Source organism: Pseudomonas sp. B13(2017) (assembly GCF_002113245.1).
Lineage (GTDB): Bacteria > Pseudomonadota > Gammaproteobacteria > Pseudomonadales > Pseudomonadaceae > Aquipseudomonas > Aquipseudomonas putida_Z.
Genome location: NZ_NEJX01000001.1, coordinates 130,109 through 145,666, shown reverse-complemented (window position 1 = coordinate 145,666; position 15,558 = coordinate 130,109). Strand labels below are relative to the sequence as shown.

The following is a 15,558-nucleotide window of genomic DNA, read 5'->3' as shown; positions in this document are numbered from 1 at the left end:
GCCATGCTCGTTCACCTTAGGGTGAAGATTCTAATTTCCCTCTCTACCTTGTGCTCAAGCCCAACCTCCATGGGCGGTTCCTCCTCCACTCATGAGCATGAGGTACAGAGCATGGCCAAAGTGACTGTGAAGAAAAAGGACGACGCCCCGGGTACGCTGGGCGAGGTGCGCGGCTACGCGCGCAAGATCTGGCTGGCGGGCATCGGCGCCTATGCGCGTGTGGGCCAGGAAGGCTCCGACTACTTCAATGAGCTGGTCAAGGCCGGCGAAGGCGTCGAGAAGCGTGGCAAGAAGCGCATCGACAAGGAGCTCGATGCTGCCAACAACCAGATCGACGAAGCGACCCAGGAAGTCAGTCGCGTACGCGGCAAGGTCGAAGTTCAACTGGACAAGATCGAAAAAGCTTTCGACGCGCGGGTAGGTCGCGCCTTGAATCGCCTTGGCATTCCGTCTAAACATGACGTTGAGGCGTTGTCCATCAAGCTTGAACAGCTGCACGAGCTGCTCGAGCGCGTCGCGCACAAACCATAAGGAGAGCAGGATGGCTGGCAAGAAGAATTCCGAGAAAGAAGGCAGCTCCTGGGTCGGCGGGATCGAGAAGTACTCCCGCAAGATCTGGCTGGCGGGGCTTGGTATCTATTCGAAGATCGACCAGGACGGCCCGAAGCTGTTCGACTCGCTGGTGAAGGATGGCGAGAAGGCCGAGAAGCAGGCGAAGAAGACCGCAGAAGATGTTGCTGAAACTGCCAAGTCGTCGACCACTTCGCGTGTGTCGGGCGTGAAGGACCGTGCGCTGGGCAAGTGGAGCGAACTCGAAGAGGCCTTCGACAAGCGCCTGAACAGTGCCATCTCGCGCCTTGGCGTGCCGAGCCGCAACGAGATCAAGGCCCTGCACCAGCAGGTGGACAGCCTGACCAAGCAGATCGAGAAACTCACCGGCGCTTCGGTTACCCCGATTTCGTCGCGCACTGCAGCCAAACCGGCTGCGAGCAAGGCGGCGGCCAAGCCACTGGCCAAGACGGCAGCGGCCAAGCCTGCGGCAAAAACCGCGGCAGCCAAGCCGGCAGCCAAGGCCGCAGCGGCTAAACCTGCTGCCAAGACTGCGGCGGCCAAGCCTGCGGCGAAACCGGCAGCGGCCAAACCGGCTGTGGCGAAGAAGCCTGCAGTGAAGAAAGCACCGGCCAAGCCGGCAGCCGCCAAGCCGGCAGCCGCCAAGCCGGCAGCTCCGGCGGCCAGCGCCGCTCCGGCCGCTAGTGCAGCTCCGGCGCCAACTGCGGCTCCGGCCAGCAACCCACCTTCGGCACAGACAGGCACCGGTACCCTGATCTGATACCGCGTCGCCTTCTTCGCGGGCTTGCCCGCTCCCACAGGTCCTGTGTGCACTCGAGCACTGCATTTCACCTGTGGGAGCGGGCATGCCCGCGAAAGCCGCGACACCGAAACAACAGGCTTACCCCTCCAGATACCGCACCGCCAACTGCTCCGCCGCCCCCCGCGCCTGGGCCTGCAGATGCGGCGCCACCAGCATCATCACCTGGTACACCACAATCCCCACATCCCCCTCGCGCCCCAGTACCCGCTGATAATCCAGCGAGAACATCAGTGTCAGGGTGATCTGCTCCACCAGTTGCCCCAGCGCCTGGGTCTCGCTCTCTACCAACCCCTGGCCCTTGAGGCTGGCTAGCAACGCCGCCAGTGTGCGCTTGAGCGCGTTGATCAGGTTGCGCATGCCGCGGGCCAGTTTGGGCAGGCGCCCGGTCAGGTTCGACAGGTCCTGGAACAGGAAGCGGTACTGCGCCATGCGTTCGACGATCAGGTGCAGAAACAGCCAGTAATCCTCGGCGTCCAGGCGTACCTCCAGCGGCGGGTCGAGCAAGGGCATCAGCGCTTCTTCAAAGCGCTCGAACAGCCCCAGCACCAACGGCTCCTTGCCGTGGAAGTGGTAGTAGAGATTGCCAGGGCTGATGCCCAGTTCGTTGGCAATTTCCAGGGTGGATACGTTCGGTTCGCCCTGCTGGTTGAACAGCTGCAGGGCACATTCGAGGATACGGTCGCGAGTCTTCATCCAGTCGGCATGCTCATCGGGTCAGCACGTAGGTGCCCGGCGCGGGGCCCAGCGGTGGGTAGGTGGCATTGCCCAGTTCGCTGCGCGGTGCCTTGAGCGGGCCGGAGCGCGGGGTGATCCACTCCAGCCACAACGGCCACCAGCTGCCTTCGCTGCGCTTGGCGTCGTGGAACCAGGCACGCGGGTCGCTGGATAGCTTGGGGTTGGCCAGGTAGTAGGCCTTGGGGTTGCCGGGCGGGTTGATGATGCTCTGGATATGCCCGCTGTTGGCCAGCACGAAGCGCCGGTCGCCACCCAGCAGCAAGGCCGAGCGGTACACCGCATCCCACGGGGTGATGTGGTCGTTGCTGCCGGCCACGGTGAAACTGTCCAGCTCGACCTTCTGCAGGTCGATGGGGGTGCCGCATACCTCCAGGCCGGCGGGGTGGGTCAGCGGGTTGAGCTTGAAGAAGTCCAGCAGGTCGCCATGCAGCGCGGCGGGCAGGCGCGTGCTGTCGGCGTTCCAGTACAGGATGTCGAAGGCTGGTGGTGTCTTGCCGAGCAGGTAGTTGTTGACCCAGTAGTTCCAGATCAGGTCGTTGGGCCGCATCCAGGCGAAGATCCGCGCCACCTCGGCGCCATCCAGCACGCCGCGCTGGTAGGAGCGGCGCTTGGCGGCCTCGATGGTCTGCTCGTCGGCGAACAGGCTGGCGGGGCTTTCGAACTTGCTGTCCAGCAGGCTGACCAGGTAGGTGGCGCTGCGCACCCGGCGCAGCTGGTGCTTGGCCTGCAGGTGGCCCTGCAGCGCGGCCATGGTCAGGCCGCCGGCACAGGCGCCCATCAGGTTGGGGTCGCGGTTGCCGCTGATGCTGCGGCAAGCGTTGAGCGCTTCTTCCAGGGCCTGAACGTAGCTGGACAGGCCCCATTCGCGGTGGCGCGGGTCGGGGTTGCGCCAGCTGACCATGAACACCTGCAGGCCATTCTTGAGCATGTACTGGACGAAGCTGTTGGTCGAGCTGAGGTCGAAGATGTAGAACTTGTTGATCTGTGGCGGCACCACCAGCAGTGGCCGGGCATGCTGCTTTTCGCTCATCGGTTTGTACTGGATCAGCTCCAGCAGCTCGTTGCGAAACACCACGGCGCCGGCAGTCGCGGCGAGGTTGCCGCCAACTTCAAAGGCGCGCTCGTCGACCTGGCGTGGCAGGCCGTCATTGTGGCGCAGGTCATCGAGCAGGTGGGCCACACCGCGCACCAGGCTCTGGCCACCGCTGTTGAACAGTTCCTTGACCGCCAGCGGGTTGAGCAGCGAGTTGCTTGGCGCCAGGGCATCGTTGATCAGGTTGAACAGGAAGTGCGCACGGGCCCGGTCATCGTCGTCCAGGTGGCTTTCCTCGATCCACAGTCGGGTTTGCTTCTGCCAGGCCAGGTAGGCCTGCAGGCCGCGACGGTAGAACGGGTTCTGGCTCCATGTCGGGTCATTGAAGCGCGTATCGCGCGGGTTCGGCTGAAGCGGTGTGTCACCCAGCATCACCCGGCCCAGCTGGCCACCCAGGGCCAACAGGTGATGTGCGGTGTGCAGCGGGTGACGCAGGCTTTGGCGGCTGACATTGCGCAGCGTGGAAATCAGGTCACGGCCGCGCAGGCCGAGGATGGCGTTCTGCACGTTCATGCTGGTGGCGGGAAGCGTTGGCGTTCCTTTGGCCGGTTTGTCTTTCATGGCAACACTCCCTCGTCTAAGCCATTTCGCTGTCGAGACCTTCGCGGGCATGCCCGCTCCCACAGGTTCGGCGCCATCCCTGTGGGAGCGGGCGCGCCCGCGAAGAAGGCCGCATCGATTTACCCGCCCGAAGCCGGGCGAGGGTGCATGACGGCGCGCTGTCGTTCTTGCTGAAGGAACTTCATGATGATCGGGGCGACGGCCTCGGCCCGGGTGATCAGGAACAAATGACCGTCGTCGATAATGTGTAGCTGGGCATTGGGAATCCGCCAGGCCAGCAGGCGCATGTTGATCAGCGGGATCAGTGGGTCGTCGTCGCCGGCCAGCACCAGGGTCGGTTGCTGGATCTTGTGCAGCCAGTGGATGCTGGTCCAGCCGAGCCCGGCGAACAGCTGCCAGTAGTAGCCCATCTTGCCGCCGGAGCGCACCTTGGCGGCGTGCTGCATGGCCAGTTCGGGGTCACGCCGGAAGCCGCCGCCATAGATCGTCGGCGCAATGCGGATGACATGCGACGGCTGCACGTAACGCCGTGGGCTGGCCATCATCCACAACACCTTGGGCTTGCCTGGCACCATCACCGCACCGGCTGCGGTGGCGGCCAGCACCAGTTTCTTGCAGCGTTCGGGGTAATCGTGGGCGAACTGCTGGGCCAGGGCGCCGCCCCACGACACACCGATGACATTGACCTGGCCGTAGTCGAGGTAGTCGAGCATGCGTGCCGTCAGCTTGGCCAACCCGGGGAAGCGGTACGGGTGGCGCGGCGTGGACGAGCCGCCGACCCCGGGTACGTCAAAGGCAATGACTTCCAGGTCCGGGTCCAGTGCTTCGATGAACGGAAACACCAGCTCCAGGTTGGCACCGATGCCGTTGAAGATCAGCAGCGGCGTCAGGTGCGGTTTGCCCGGGCGGACGGCGGTGCGGATGGACTGGTTGTCCAGCTCGACGGTCCTGAAGATGTAGGGTTGCGGCATGCGCGTGACTCATGGGGTGAAATGAACACCGTGGCGCCCCGCAGGTGGCCACGGCGCTGCAGCTCAACGCTCGTGAACGTAGGTGCCCGGGGATGCCTCGCCAGCGGCATAGGCACGGTTGCCCAGGCGGGTCGGCGCCTTTTTCAGCTCGCCGGCACGCTCGCCCAGCCAGCTTTGCCAGTGCAGCCACCAGGAGTCGGCATGCTTGGTGGCGTTTTCCTGCCAGGCCACCGGGTCACCCGGGCGATCGGCACCGGTCATGAAGCGCGCCTTGGGGTTGCCTGGCGGGTTGAGGATGCTCTGGATGTGGCCGCTGTTGGACAGCACGAACTCGATCTTGCCGCCGAACAGATGCGCCGAGCGGTAGCACGACTGCCACGGGGTGATGTGGTCGTTGGTGCCGGCAAGGCTGTAGATGTCGCATTTGACCTGTTTCAGGTCGATCGGGGTGCCGCAAACCTCCAGGGCGTCCGGGCGGGTCAGCGGGTTGCTCTTGAACATTTCGATCAGGTCGCCGTGGAAGGCGGCCGGCAGGCGCGTGGTGTCGTTGTTCCAGAACAGGATGTCGAACACCGGCGGCTCGTTGCCGAGCAGGTAGTTGTTGACCCAGTAGTTCCAGATCAGGTCGTTGGGGCGCATCCAGGCGAACACCTTGGCCATCTCGCTGCCTTCGAGCACGCCGGCCTGGTAGGAGTGGCGCTTGGCGGCCTCCAAAGTCTGCTCGTCGACGAACAGGGCGACCTGGTTGTCCATGGTGGTGTCCAGCACGCTGACCAGCAGAGTCAGGGCATTGACCTTGTTTTCGCCGAGGGCGGCATAGTGGCCGACCAATGCCGTGCAGGTGATGCCGCCGGAGCAGGCACCGAGCATGTTCAGGTCCTTGCTGCCGGTAATCGCCAGCACCGCGTCGACCGCCTCCTTGAGCGCGTCGATGTAGGTGGACAGGCCCCATTCGCGCTGGGCTTTGGTCGGGTTGCGCCAGCTGATGATGAAGGTCTGCTGCTGCGAGCGCAGGCAGTAGCGCGCCAGGCTCTTTTCCGGGCTCAGGTCGAATACATAGAACTTGTTGATCTGCGGCGGCACCACCAGCAGCGGGCGGGCATGCACCTGCTCGGTGATGGGGCTGTACTGGATCAACTCCAGCACATCGTTGCGGTACACCACGGCGCCTTCACTGGTGCCCAGGTTCTTGCCCACCTCGAAGGCGTCCATGTTCACCTGGCTGGGCATGCCACCGTTGTTGACCAGGTCCTTGGCCAGGTTGGACAGGCCATCGAGCAGGCTCTTGCCGCCGGTTTCGAAAAAGCGTTTGACCGCTGCCGGGTTGGACAGGGTGTTGGTCGGAGCCATGGCTTCGGTCATCAGGTTGATGACGAACTGGCCGCGGCTGATGTCCTGGGGCGACAGGTCGCTGTTGCCGATCCAGTCCTGCAGCTCCTTGCGCCAGGCCAGGTAGGTTTGCAGGTAGCGACGGTAAAGTGGGTTGTTGCTCCATGCCGGGTCATTGAAGCGACGGTCGTCGCTTTCCGGGGCAAGGCTGGACTTGCCCAGCAGCACGTTCTTCAGCTCCAGGCCAAAGTGGGCCACATGCTTGGCGCTGTGCAGCGGTTGGCGCACGGCCTGGCGCAGCACGGTGCGTGCCGAGCTCAACAGGTCTTTGCGGCGGATACCGATGACCGGGTTCAACCCCAGGGTGTTTTCCGAGGCCTGCCGCTGCAGCTCATCGTTGTTCTTGTTACTCATCTACGACGCTCCGTTGTCCTGAGACGAGTACCGGTTGCTGTGGCGGGTGCACAGTTCTGAGCCCGGTACTGCTACTCGGGTGACCAGTGATAAGGAACAGCGGTGCTGCGAGGGTTCTGACTACCTGCAATTTGATGCAGGGAACTTGCCACCCCCATTGGTTACCCGACTTTCATGTAATGCGCAAGACAGCCCGTCACTGGGCTGTCTGTAAGTCATTCAAACAGATGATTTTAGAAAATGCGCTCTAAATCCTGCAGGCCTTGCGCTAGAGCATGAGTTTGACCACCGACTCGGCGGGGTCGCGGGATTTCCCGGCCTTGTGCAGTTCGTCGAGGTACTCGGCCCACAGCTGTTCCTGGCGCAGGCACAGCTGCTCGAGGTATTCCCAGGTGAACAGGCCGCTGTCATGGCCGTCGTCGAAGGTCAGTTTCAGTGCGTATTGCCCGGCAGGTTCCAGGCCGCTGAGGCCGACGTTGATCTTGCCGAACTGCAGGATGGGGTTACCGTGGCCCTGGACCTCGGCGGAGGGGGAGTGCACGCGCAGGAATTCGGCGGGCAGGTGGTAGACCTCGCCGGGGGCGTAGGTGAGGCTGAGGGTTTTCGAGGCTTTGTGCAGGTTGATGGCGGTGGGCAGGCGGGCCATGGGCGGAATCTCTCGGGAGCTGATGAAGCAAGCTTCCAGCTTATGATGGAGGGATTCAAGGGCCTCTTCGCGGGCACGCCCGCTCCCACAGGATCACCACATGCTTTGGGTCTGTGGTGATCCTGTGGGAGCGGGCGTGCCCGCGAAGCAGTCGACGCCGTCTTTACAGGATGTAACGCGACAGGTCTTCGTTCTGCGCCAGCTCACCCAGGTGGCTGTTCACATACGCCGCGTCGATCTGGATCGGCGCTTCGTCATGGGTGCTGGCCAGGTCGCCAGCACTGAACGACACCTCTTCGAGCAAACGCTCGAGCAGGGTGTGCAGGCGACGGGCACCGATGTTCTCGGTCTTCTCGTTGACCTGATAGGCAATCTCGGCCAGGCGCTTGATACCGTCGGCGAGGAACTCGATGTTCAGGCCTTCGGTCTTGAGCAGGGCCTGGTACTGTTCGGTCAGCGACGCGTGCGGCTCCTGCAGGATGCGCTCGAAGTCTTCCGGGGTCAGGGCCTTGAGCTCCACACGGATCGGCAGGCGGCCTTGCAGCTCGGGCACCAGGTCGCTCGGCTTGCTCAGGTGGAACGCACCCGAGGCAATGAACAGGATGTGGTCGGTCTTGACCATGCCCAGCTTGGTGTTGACGGTGCAGCCTTCGATCAGCGGCAGCAGGTCGCGCTGCACGCCTTCACGGGACACGTCGGCGCCGCCAACATTGCCGCGCTTGGCAACCTTGTCGATTTCGTCGATGAACACGATGCCGTGCTGCTCGACAGCTTCCAGGGCCTTGGCCTTGAGCTCTTCCTCGTTGACCAGGCGGCTCGCTTCTTCATCGCGAACCATCTTCAGCGCCTCTTTAACCTTCAGCTTGCGCGCCTTGCGCTTGCCTTTGCCCATGTTGGCGAACAGGCTCTGCAGCTGGTTGGTCATTTCTTCCATGCCGGGCGGCGCGGCAATTTCGACGCCCACGGCATCGGCCACTTCGATCTCGATTTCCTTGTCGTCCAACTGGCCTTCGCGCAGGCGCTTGCGGAACAGCTGGCGGGTGTTGGAATCGGTGCTGGTCTGCGCGGCTTCCTCGGCGAAGCTGCTGACCCGCGCCTGCGGCAACAGGGCGTCGAGGATGCGGTCTTCGGCGGCGTCCTCGGCGCGGTGGCGCACGCGGATGATCTCTTGCTCACGCAGCATCTTCAATGCGGCATCGGCCAGGTCGCGGATGATCGACTCGACGTCGCGGCCCACGTAGCCCACTTCGGTGAACTTGGTGGCTTCGACCTTGAGGAACGGCGCGTTGGCCAGCTTGGCCAGGCGGCGGGCGATTTCGGTCTTGCCGACGCCGGTAGGGCCGATCATCAGGATGTTCTTCGGGGTCACTTCGGCGCGCAGCTCGGCGGGGAGCTGCATGCGCCGCCAGCGGTTGCGCAGGGCGATGGCCACGGCGCGCTTGGCGTCGTCCTGGCCGATGATGTGGCGGTTGAGTTCGTGGACGATCTCGCGGGGGGTCATGGACATGATGAAAATGGTCCTCGGGCGGAATGAATCAGCGTGGAAAAACCCCATCACCGGGATGGGGCGCCAGAACAGCTGATCAGTCGGCCAGGTCCTGCTCCTCGATGGTCAGGTTGTGGTTGGTGAACACGCAGATGTCGCCGGCGATGTTCAGGGCGGTCTCGGCGATTTCACGGGCCGAGAGGTCGGTCTTGTTCAGCAGGGCGCGGGCTGCGGCCTGGGCGTAGGCGCCGCCGGAACCCATGGCAATCAGGCCGTCTTCGGGTTCGACCACGTCGCCGTTGCCGGTGATGATCAGGGAGGCGTCCTTGTTGGCCACGGCCAGCATGGCCTCCAGGCGGCTCAGGGAACGGTCGGTACGCCATTCCTTGGCCAGCTCGACGGCGGCGCGGACCAGGTGGCCCTGATGTTTCTCGAGCTGGCCTTCAAAGCGCTCGAAAAGGGTGAACGCATCGGCGGTGGCGCCGGCGAAGCCCGCGATGACCTGGCCGTGGTACAGGCGGCGCACCTTCTTGGCGTTGCCTTTCATCACGGTGTTGCCGAGGGATACCTGGCCGTCGCCGCCCATGACGACTTTGCCGTTACGGCGGACAGAAACGATGGTGGTCAAGGGGAGAGTCTCCACGCAGCGGGGCGAAAGTGCCTGATGCAGACTCATATGGGGGTGGGGGGAAGGATTTCAACCGTGGGGGATGAATGGTAGGTGTTCCCTTGCACTGGCCTCATCGCCGGCAAGCCAGCTCCCACAGGGATATCACAGGCCTTGAGGGCAGTGATTTCCTGTGGGAGCTGGCTTGCCGGCGATGAGGCCAGTGAGGGTTACTCAGGCCTCGTGGCAGACATGCCCATCGACCAAGGTATAACGTACCGCACCCGGCAAGCAGTGGCCGATAAACGGGCAGTTCTCGCCGCGCGAGAACCACTGCTCGCCGGCCACGGTCGAGGCCTGCGGGTCGAACAGCACCAGGTCGGCCGCGCCACCCACTTTCAGCTCGCCGGCCGGCAGGCGCAGGGCAGCCGCCGGGCCGCTGCTGAGCCGGGCCAGCAAGGTTGGCAGGTCGAGCAGGCCATCCTGAACCAGGGTCATGGCCAGCGGCAGCAGCAGCTCGACGCTGCTGATGCCCGGCTCGGTGGCGCCGAACGGGGCCAGCTTGGCGTCGCGCTCGTGCGGCTGGTGGTGGCTGGAGATCGCCTGGATCACGCCCGACTTCACCGCCGCACGCAGGCCGTCACGGTCGGCGGCGGTGCGCAGCGGTGGCTGCACGTGGTACAGGCTGGAGAACTCACGCAGCGACTCGTCGGTAAGGATCAGTTGGTACAGCGCCACATCGGCGGTCACCGGCAGGCCAAGCTGCTGGGCCTGCTCGATCAGCCGTGCGCCACGTGCGCTGGTGATCTGGGTGAAGTGCGCACGCACGCCGGTCTGTTCCACCAGCAGCAGATTGCGCGCCAGGGCCACGGTCTCGGCGGTTTCCGGAATGCCCGGCAGGCCGAGGAAGCTGGCCATGGCGCCTTCGTGAGCCAGGCCACCCTGGGCCAGGTCGCGGTCCTGGGAGTGGAACACCACGGTCAGGTCGAAGGTGGCGGCGTATTCCAGGGCGCGGGCCAGGGTACGGTTGTTGGGGATCTCCTTCAGGCCATTGCCGAAGGCCACGCAGCCGGTGTCGCGCAGGGCCACCAGCTCGGCCAGTTGCTCGCCTTCCAGGCCCTTGGTCAGGGCGCCGATCGGGTAGACCTTGCTGTTGGCGGCCTCGCGGGCGCGGTCGAGGATCAGTTCGGCCACGGCCGAGGTGTCCAGCACCGGCTTGGTCTGCGGCGGGCAGCACAGGCTGGTGACACCGCCGGCGACGGCGGCGCGGGTCTCACTGGCGATGTTGCCTTTGCGGCTGTAGCCCGGCTCGCGCAGGGACACGCCGAGGTCGACCAGGCCGGGGGCGGCGACCAGGCCATCAGCCTGGATCGTGCGGCTGGCGCTGAAGCCGGCCGGGGCTGCACCGATGGCGGCAATGCGGCCGCCGTCCAGGTGCAGGTCGGTGACCTGGTCCAGGCCGCTGTTGGGGTCGATGACCCGGGCGCCGAGAATACTGATGGTCACTGGGCGTTCTCCTGGTCGAATTGACGTTGCGCGTTCTGCCCACTCATGGCCATGGACAGCACGGCCATGCGCACGGCGATGCCGTAGGTGACCTGGTTGAGGATCACCGAGTGCTTGCCGTCGGCCACCGCCGACTCGATTTCCACGCCGCGGTTGATCGGGCCCGGGTGCATGACGATGGCGTCGGGCTTGGCCCCGGCCAGGCGCGCGGTGGTCAGGCCGAACAGGCGGTAGAACTCGCCTTCGCTGGGCAGCAGGCCACCGGCCATGCGCTCACGCTGCAGGCGCAGCATGATCACCACGTCGACATCCTTCAGGCCTTCGGCGAGGTCGGTGTACACCTTCACGCCGTACTGCTCGATACCGATCGGGATCAGGGTTTTCGGGCCGATCACGCGGATGTCCGGGCAGCCCAGCGCTTTGAGCGCCAGCATGTCGGAGCGGGCCACGCGCGAGTGCAGGATGTCGCCGACGATGGCCACCGACAGGTTCTCGAAGCTGCCCTTGTGGCGGCGGATGGTGAGCATGTCGAGCATGCCCTGGGTCGGGTGCGCATGGCGGCCGTCACCGCCGTTGATCACGGCAACTTCCGGGCACACGTGCTCGGCGATGAAGTGCGCGGCCCCGGAGTCGGAGTGGCGCACCACGAACATGTCGGCGGCCATGGCTTCGAGGTTGCGCAGGGTGTCGAACAGGGTCTCGCCCTTGCTGGTCGAGGAGGTCGACACGTTCAGGCTGATCACGTCGGCCGACAGGCGCTGGGCCGCCAGTTCGAAGGTGGTACGGGTACGGGTGGAGTTCTCGAAGAACACGTTGCACACGGTCTTGCCGCGCAGCAACGGGACTTTCTTCACGGCCCGGGCACCGACTTCCAGGAAGGAGTCGGCGGTGTCGAGGATCTCGGTGAGCAGTTCGCGGGGCAAACCGTCGAGCGAGAGGAAGTGGCGCAGCTGGCCCTGATCATTGAGCTGCAGCGGGCGCTTGGCGTCGATTGGCGTCATCGCGGGGGACTCTTAAAGGGCGGAAGCGGAGGCGAGGTCCTGGCGCTCGAGGGCGAGCGGTGCGGGTCCGGTCAATTTTACCCGTTCATGGGCGGCCAGCGACAGGGTGGCGCCGAGTACATTCGGGCGGATTGGCAGTTCGCCGGCATCCAGGTCCAGCAGGCAGACCAGGGTGACGCTGGCCGGGCGGCCATAATCGAACAGTTCGTTGAGCGCGGCGCGCACCGTGCGGCCGCTCATCAGCACGTCATCCACCAGCACCAGGTGCTGGCCCTCGACCTCGAACGGCAGCTCGGACGGGCGCACTTGCGGGTGCAGGCCGTTCTGGCTGAAGTCGTCGCGATAGAACGACACGTCCAGAGTGCCCATGGGGCTGGTGTCGCCCATGGCTTCCTGCAGGGCCTGGGCAACCCAGACGCCGCCGGTGCGGATGCCGATGTAGCGTGGTTCGGTAATTGCCCGGCGGGCCAGGTGGGCGCGAAGGTCGACGGCCATCTGCCGAATCAGTTCGGCTGGATCGGGTAGGCTCATTGCAGGCTCCTCGGAAGGGTGCGCCGGGCGGGCCCGGCGGCAAAGATGATCAGGTATTGGCCTCCAGCCAGCCTTGCAGCAACAGGGCGGCGGCGATGGCATCGACCGGGTTGTCGCGGTAGCTGCCGCGCTGGCCGCCACGGGCCATGCGTTCACCCTTGGCCTCGAAGGTGGTCAGGCGTTCGTCGTGGGTGTGCACGGGCAGGTTGAAGCGGCCGTTCAGGCGGCGGGCGAACTTTTCTGCGCGGGCGCTCATTTCGCTGGGGGTGCCGTCCATGTTCAGCGGCAGGCCGACGACGATGGCGTCGGGCTTCCATTCGGCAATCAGCTTTTCCACCTGGGCCCAGTCCGGCACGCCGTTCTGTGCCTTCAGGGTGCAAAGCTCGCGGGCCTGGCCGGTGACCACCTGGCCGACGGCTACGCCGATCTGTTTGCTGCCGTAGTCGAAGCCCAGCAGCAGACGCAGTTCAGGGTGCAGTTCAGCCATCAGGCGTGGCCCGCCTGGCTGGTCAGCAGGTTCAGGTTGATCCCCAGGCTGGCAGCGGCGGCTTCCAGGCGCAGGTCGCTGGTCAGGCCGAAGATGATTTCCGGGTCGAACGGGCAGTTGAGCCAGGCGTTGTCGGCAAGCTCCGCTTCCAGTTGGCCCGCTTCCCAGCCGGCATAGCCCAGGGTGATCAGGCTCTGTTTCGGGCCTACCCCGGCGGCGATGGCAAGCAATATATCCTGCGAGGTGGTCAGCGACAGCCCTTCCAGCGCCACGGTGGCCTGGAAACTGCATTCGCTGCTGTGCAGCACGAAGCCACGGTCGGTCTGTACCGGGCCACCTTGGTAGATCGGCACCTGCAAGGTACTGGCCGGTGGCATTTCGTCCGGGCGCAGCTGCTCGAGGATGTCGGCCAGGTTCAGCTCCTGCGGCCGGTTGACCACCAGGCCCATGGCGCCATGGGCGTTGTGCTCGACGATGTACGTGAGGGTCTGGGCGAAGTTCGGATCGGCCATGTGCGGCATGGCGATCAGGAACTGATGCTTGAGGTAGCTCGGCGTGAGGGTTTTCATGGGGGATAGTGTGGCGCCAGGTGGCGAGGCTGACAAGGTGCTCGGCATGGCTGTTTTGGGGCTGCTGTGCAGCCCATCGCCGGCAAGCCAGCTCCCACACCGATCGCATTGATCTCAAGCCATGTGCTATCCCTGTGGGAGCTGGCTTGCCGGCGATGGGGCGCGAAGCGGCCCTGATTCAGTTACTGGACAGACGGTCCCCACGGGCAAAGCGCCAGGTGCGGATGATCTCCAGCCGGTCAAACTCGGCCAGGTCCCCGGTAAACGGCGCAAACGGCGCCGCCAGCCGCACGATGCGCTGCGCCGCCTGGTCCAGCACCGGTTGCCCGGAAGACTCCAGCACCAGCACCTCGTACAGTGAACCATCGCGGTTGATCGACACCATCATGCGCAGGTTGCCGTAGATCTGTTGCCGGCGCGCTTCGTCGGGGTAGTTCAGGTTGCCCACCCGCTCGACCTTCTTGCGCCACTCTTCCTTGTACCAGGCACCCTTGTCGCGCATGGTCGAGGCAGCATTGAGCCGATGGATGCGCGGGCGCTTGGCGTACATCTGCTGTTCGTTGGACAGCTCCGCCTCCAGGCTGGCGATCTGGCTGGACAACTGCGAGCTGTCGAAGTCCGGTGCCGGGGCTGCCGGTTTGGGCTGCGGCTTGCTTTCCTTGGGCTTGGGCTCGACCTTCTGTGGCTTGGGCGCCGTGGTCACTACCGCCGACTTCTGCGGGACAGGGGGCGGTACCACCTCGGGCTTCGCGGCGGGTGGCGGGGTGATCTTGTTGATCTTGCTGTCCTGGAACGGTGCCAGTTCGGTGGTCTTGGGCACCGCTTTCTTGTCCAGGGTGCCGCTGCCCTGCTGGTTGTCCTGGGCCTGGAAATCGGCCTTCTCCGGCGGTTTCTCGCTCTTGAAGGTGGCCAGGGTGATGTCCATGGTGTGGCGGATTTCGGCAGGCTTGACCACGCTGAAGCCGACGCCGAGGATCAGCGCCAGGTGCACCAGGGCAGCCAGGAACAGGGTAAAGCCGAGCCGGTCCACCGGGCGAACACGGGGGGGCAGCAGGTCGGCGGGGATGTCAGCGGGCAGCGTCATCAGGTTTCCAGCAACCGCAGGGCGGGGTAGCAGGCCAGGCCAAAAGGACCCGCATCATACCCCACTCTGGGTTGTTGCCGTGCGTCGGCGGTCAGCGCGCCTTCAGCTGGCGATCAATGGCATCCATCAATTGCCCGCCGATATCGGTGTTGTAGGCGGCATCGATCTCGCGGATGCAGGTGGGGCTGGTGACGTTGATTTCGGTGAGGTAGTCGCCGATCACGTCCAGGCCTACGAACATCAGGCCCTTCTCGCGCAGTGTCGGGCCGACCTGGGCGGCGATCCAGCGGTCGCGGTCGGTCAGCGGGCGAGCCTCGCCACGGCCGCCGGCGGCCAGGTTGCCACGGGTTTCGCCGCTGGCCGGGATACGCGCCAGGCAGTAGTCCACCGGCTCGCCGTCGATCATCAGGATGCGCTTGTCGCCGTCGACGATCTGCGGCAGGTATTCCTGCGCCATGATCTGCTGGTTGCCGTGCTGGGTCAGGGTTTCCAGGATCACCGACAGGTTCGGGTCGTCCTTGCGGTGGCGGAACACCGAGGCACCGCCCATGCCGTCCAGCGGCTTGAGGATCACGTCACCACGGCTGTTGGCGAACTCGCGCAGGATGTCGACACGGCGGCTGACCAGGGTCGGCGCCATGCACTGCGGGAACTGGGTGGCGAACAGTTTTTCGTTACAGTCGCGCAGGCTCTGCGGGCGGTTGACCACCAGCACGCCTTCGCGCTCGGCCTGCTCCAGCAGGTAGGTGCTGTAGACGAACTCCATGTCGAAGGGCGGGTCTTTGCGCATCAGGATCACGTCCAGCTCGGCCAGCGCGCTGTCCTGCTCCTCGCCCAGCTCGAACCAGCGGGCCGGGTCGGCGAACACTTTCAGCGGGCGCATCTGCGCACGGGCCTGGCCGGCGCCCAGGTACATATCGCGCTGTTCCATGTAGAACAGGCTCCAGCCGCGTGCCTGGGCGGCCAGCAGCATGGCCAGCGAGCTGTCCTTCTTGTAGGAGATGGACGCGATGGGGTCCATGACAATGCCGAGGCGAACGCTCATGGGGTGGTTCCTCTTGGCGGCGCGTGGCCGCGATGGATCGAAAGAAAAGTGGCTCAGGGTGGCGCCGTGAACGCCGCCGGTCAAGGGGCGCCGCAGATGGAACGGCCACCCGGAGTGTGCT

General features: G+C 64.9%; 16 protein-coding genes. 2 read left to right on the top strand and 14 right to left on the bottom strand.

Translation table 11 applies throughout. The features are described 5' to 3' along the window. Nucleotides 1-111 precede the first annotated feature (111 nt). Nucleotides 112-531, top strand: a complete 420-nt coding sequence (locus CAG44_RS00635) for a phasin family protein (protein WP_023663112.1) — start codon at nt 112-114, stop codon at nt 529-531. A gap of 10 nt (nt 532-541) precedes the next feature. Next, the gene (locus CAG44_RS00630) at nt 542-1,330 is read left to right on the top strand and encodes a phasin family protein (RefSeq protein ID WP_085691406.1); all 789 of its coding nucleotides are present in this window, start codon (nt 542-544) and stop codon (nt 1,328-1,330) included. 120 nt (nt 1,331-1,450) lie between these two features. On the opposite strand, the gene CAG44_RS00625 is transcribed toward CAG44_RS00630, so the two are convergent. The 14 genes from CAG44_RS00625 to gshB form a co-directional block, all read right to left on the bottom strand. Continuing rightward, a complete protein-coding gene (locus tag CAG44_RS00625; protein ID WP_075046596.1) occupies nt 1,451-2,065 on the bottom strand; it encodes a TetR/AcrR family transcriptional regulator in 615 nt (204 codons plus the stop codon). 13 nt (nt 2,066-2,078) lie between these two features. Next, nucleotides 2,079-3,761 carry a class II poly(R)-hydroxyalkanoic acid synthase gene (gene phaC, locus CAG44_RS00620; protein WP_085587798.1) on the bottom strand — a complete coding sequence of 561 codons (1,683 nt, stop codon included), beginning with the start codon at nt 3,759-3,761 and terminating at the stop codon, nt 2,079-2,081. A gap of 119 nt (nt 3,762-3,880) precedes the next feature. Continuing rightward, complete coding sequence (phaZ, locus tag CAG44_RS00615) at nt 3,881-4,732, bottom strand: poly(3-hydroxyalkanoate) depolymerase (protein WP_025340911.1); 852 nt, start codon at nt 4,730-4,732, stop codon at nt 3,881-3,883. 63 nt (nt 4,733-4,795) lie between these two features. Further along, the gene (gene phaC / locus CAG44_RS00610) at nt 4,796-6,475 is read right to left on the bottom strand and encodes a class II poly(R)-hydroxyalkanoic acid synthase (protein WP_025340910.1); all 1,680 of its coding nucleotides are present in this window, start codon (nt 6,473-6,475) and stop codon (nt 4,796-4,798) included. Between the two features lie 268 nt (nt 6,476-6,743). Beyond that, nucleotides 6,744-7,121, bottom strand: coding sequence for a gamma-butyrobetaine hydroxylase-like domain-containing protein (locus CAG44_RS00605; RefSeq protein ID WP_003249306.1), 378 nt, complete (start codon nt 7,119-7,121; stop codon nt 6,744-6,746). A gap of 163 nt (nt 7,122-7,284) precedes the next feature. Next, nucleotides 7,285-8,628 (bottom strand): ATP-dependent protease ATPase subunit HslU, encoded by a 1,344-nt coding sequence (hslU, locus tag CAG44_RS00600; protein ID WP_015272084.1) that lies wholly within the window; start codon nt 8,626-8,628, stop codon nt 7,285-7,287. A gap of 76 nt (nt 8,629-8,704) precedes the next feature. Then, nucleotides 8,705-9,235 carry an ATP-dependent protease subunit HslV gene (gene hslV, locus CAG44_RS00595; protein WP_003249309.1) on the bottom strand — a complete coding sequence of 177 codons (531 nt, stop codon included), beginning with the start codon at nt 9,233-9,235 and terminating at the stop codon, nt 8,705-8,707. 213 nt (nt 9,236-9,448) lie between these two features. Next, nucleotides 9,449-10,720 carry a dihydroorotase gene (locus tag CAG44_RS00590; protein WP_015272083.1) on the bottom strand — a complete coding sequence of 424 codons (1,272 nt, stop codon included), beginning with the start codon at nt 10,718-10,720 and terminating at the stop codon, nt 9,449-9,451. Beyond that, nucleotides 10,717-11,721: an aspartate carbamoyltransferase catalytic subunit gene (locus tag CAG44_RS00585; protein WP_003257774.1), complete on the bottom strand. Its 1,005-nt coding sequence runs from the start codon at nt 11,719-11,721 to the stop codon at nt 10,717-10,719. Before CAG44_RS00585 ends, CAG44_RS00590 begins: the two co-directional genes overlap by 4 nt. A gap of 12 nt (nt 11,722-11,733) precedes the next feature. Next, complete coding sequence (pyrR, locus tag CAG44_RS00580; protein WP_025340908.1) at nt 11,734-12,252, bottom strand: bifunctional pyr operon transcriptional regulator/uracil phosphoribosyltransferase PyrR; 519 nt, start codon at nt 12,250-12,252, stop codon at nt 11,734-11,736. Between the two features lie 49 nt (nt 12,253-12,301). Next, nucleotides 12,302-12,739: a Holliday junction resolvase RuvX gene (gene ruvX, locus CAG44_RS00575; RefSeq protein ID WP_013974530.1), complete on the bottom strand. Its 438-nt coding sequence runs from the start codon at nt 12,737-12,739 to the stop codon at nt 12,302-12,304. Beyond that, nucleotides 12,739-13,308: a YqgE/AlgH family protein gene (locus tag CAG44_RS00570; RefSeq protein ID WP_015272081.1), complete on the bottom strand. Its 570-nt coding sequence runs from the start codon at nt 13,306-13,308 to the stop codon at nt 12,739-12,741. The genes ruvX and CAG44_RS00570 overlap by 1 nt, the downstream gene beginning before the upstream one ends. Nucleotides 13,309-13,486: 178 nt before the next feature. Beyond that, nucleotides 13,487-14,392 (bottom strand): energy transducer TonB, encoded by a 906-nt coding sequence (locus CAG44_RS00565; protein ID WP_085691405.1) that lies wholly within the window; start codon nt 14,390-14,392, stop codon nt 13,487-13,489. Nucleotides 14,393-14,483: 91 nt separating this feature from the next. Further along, nucleotides 14,484-15,437 (bottom strand): glutathione synthase, encoded by a 954-nt coding sequence (gshB, locus tag CAG44_RS00560; RefSeq protein ID WP_085587811.1) that lies wholly within the window; start codon nt 15,435-15,437, stop codon nt 14,484-14,486. Nucleotides 15,438-15,558: the final 121 nt, after the last annotated feature.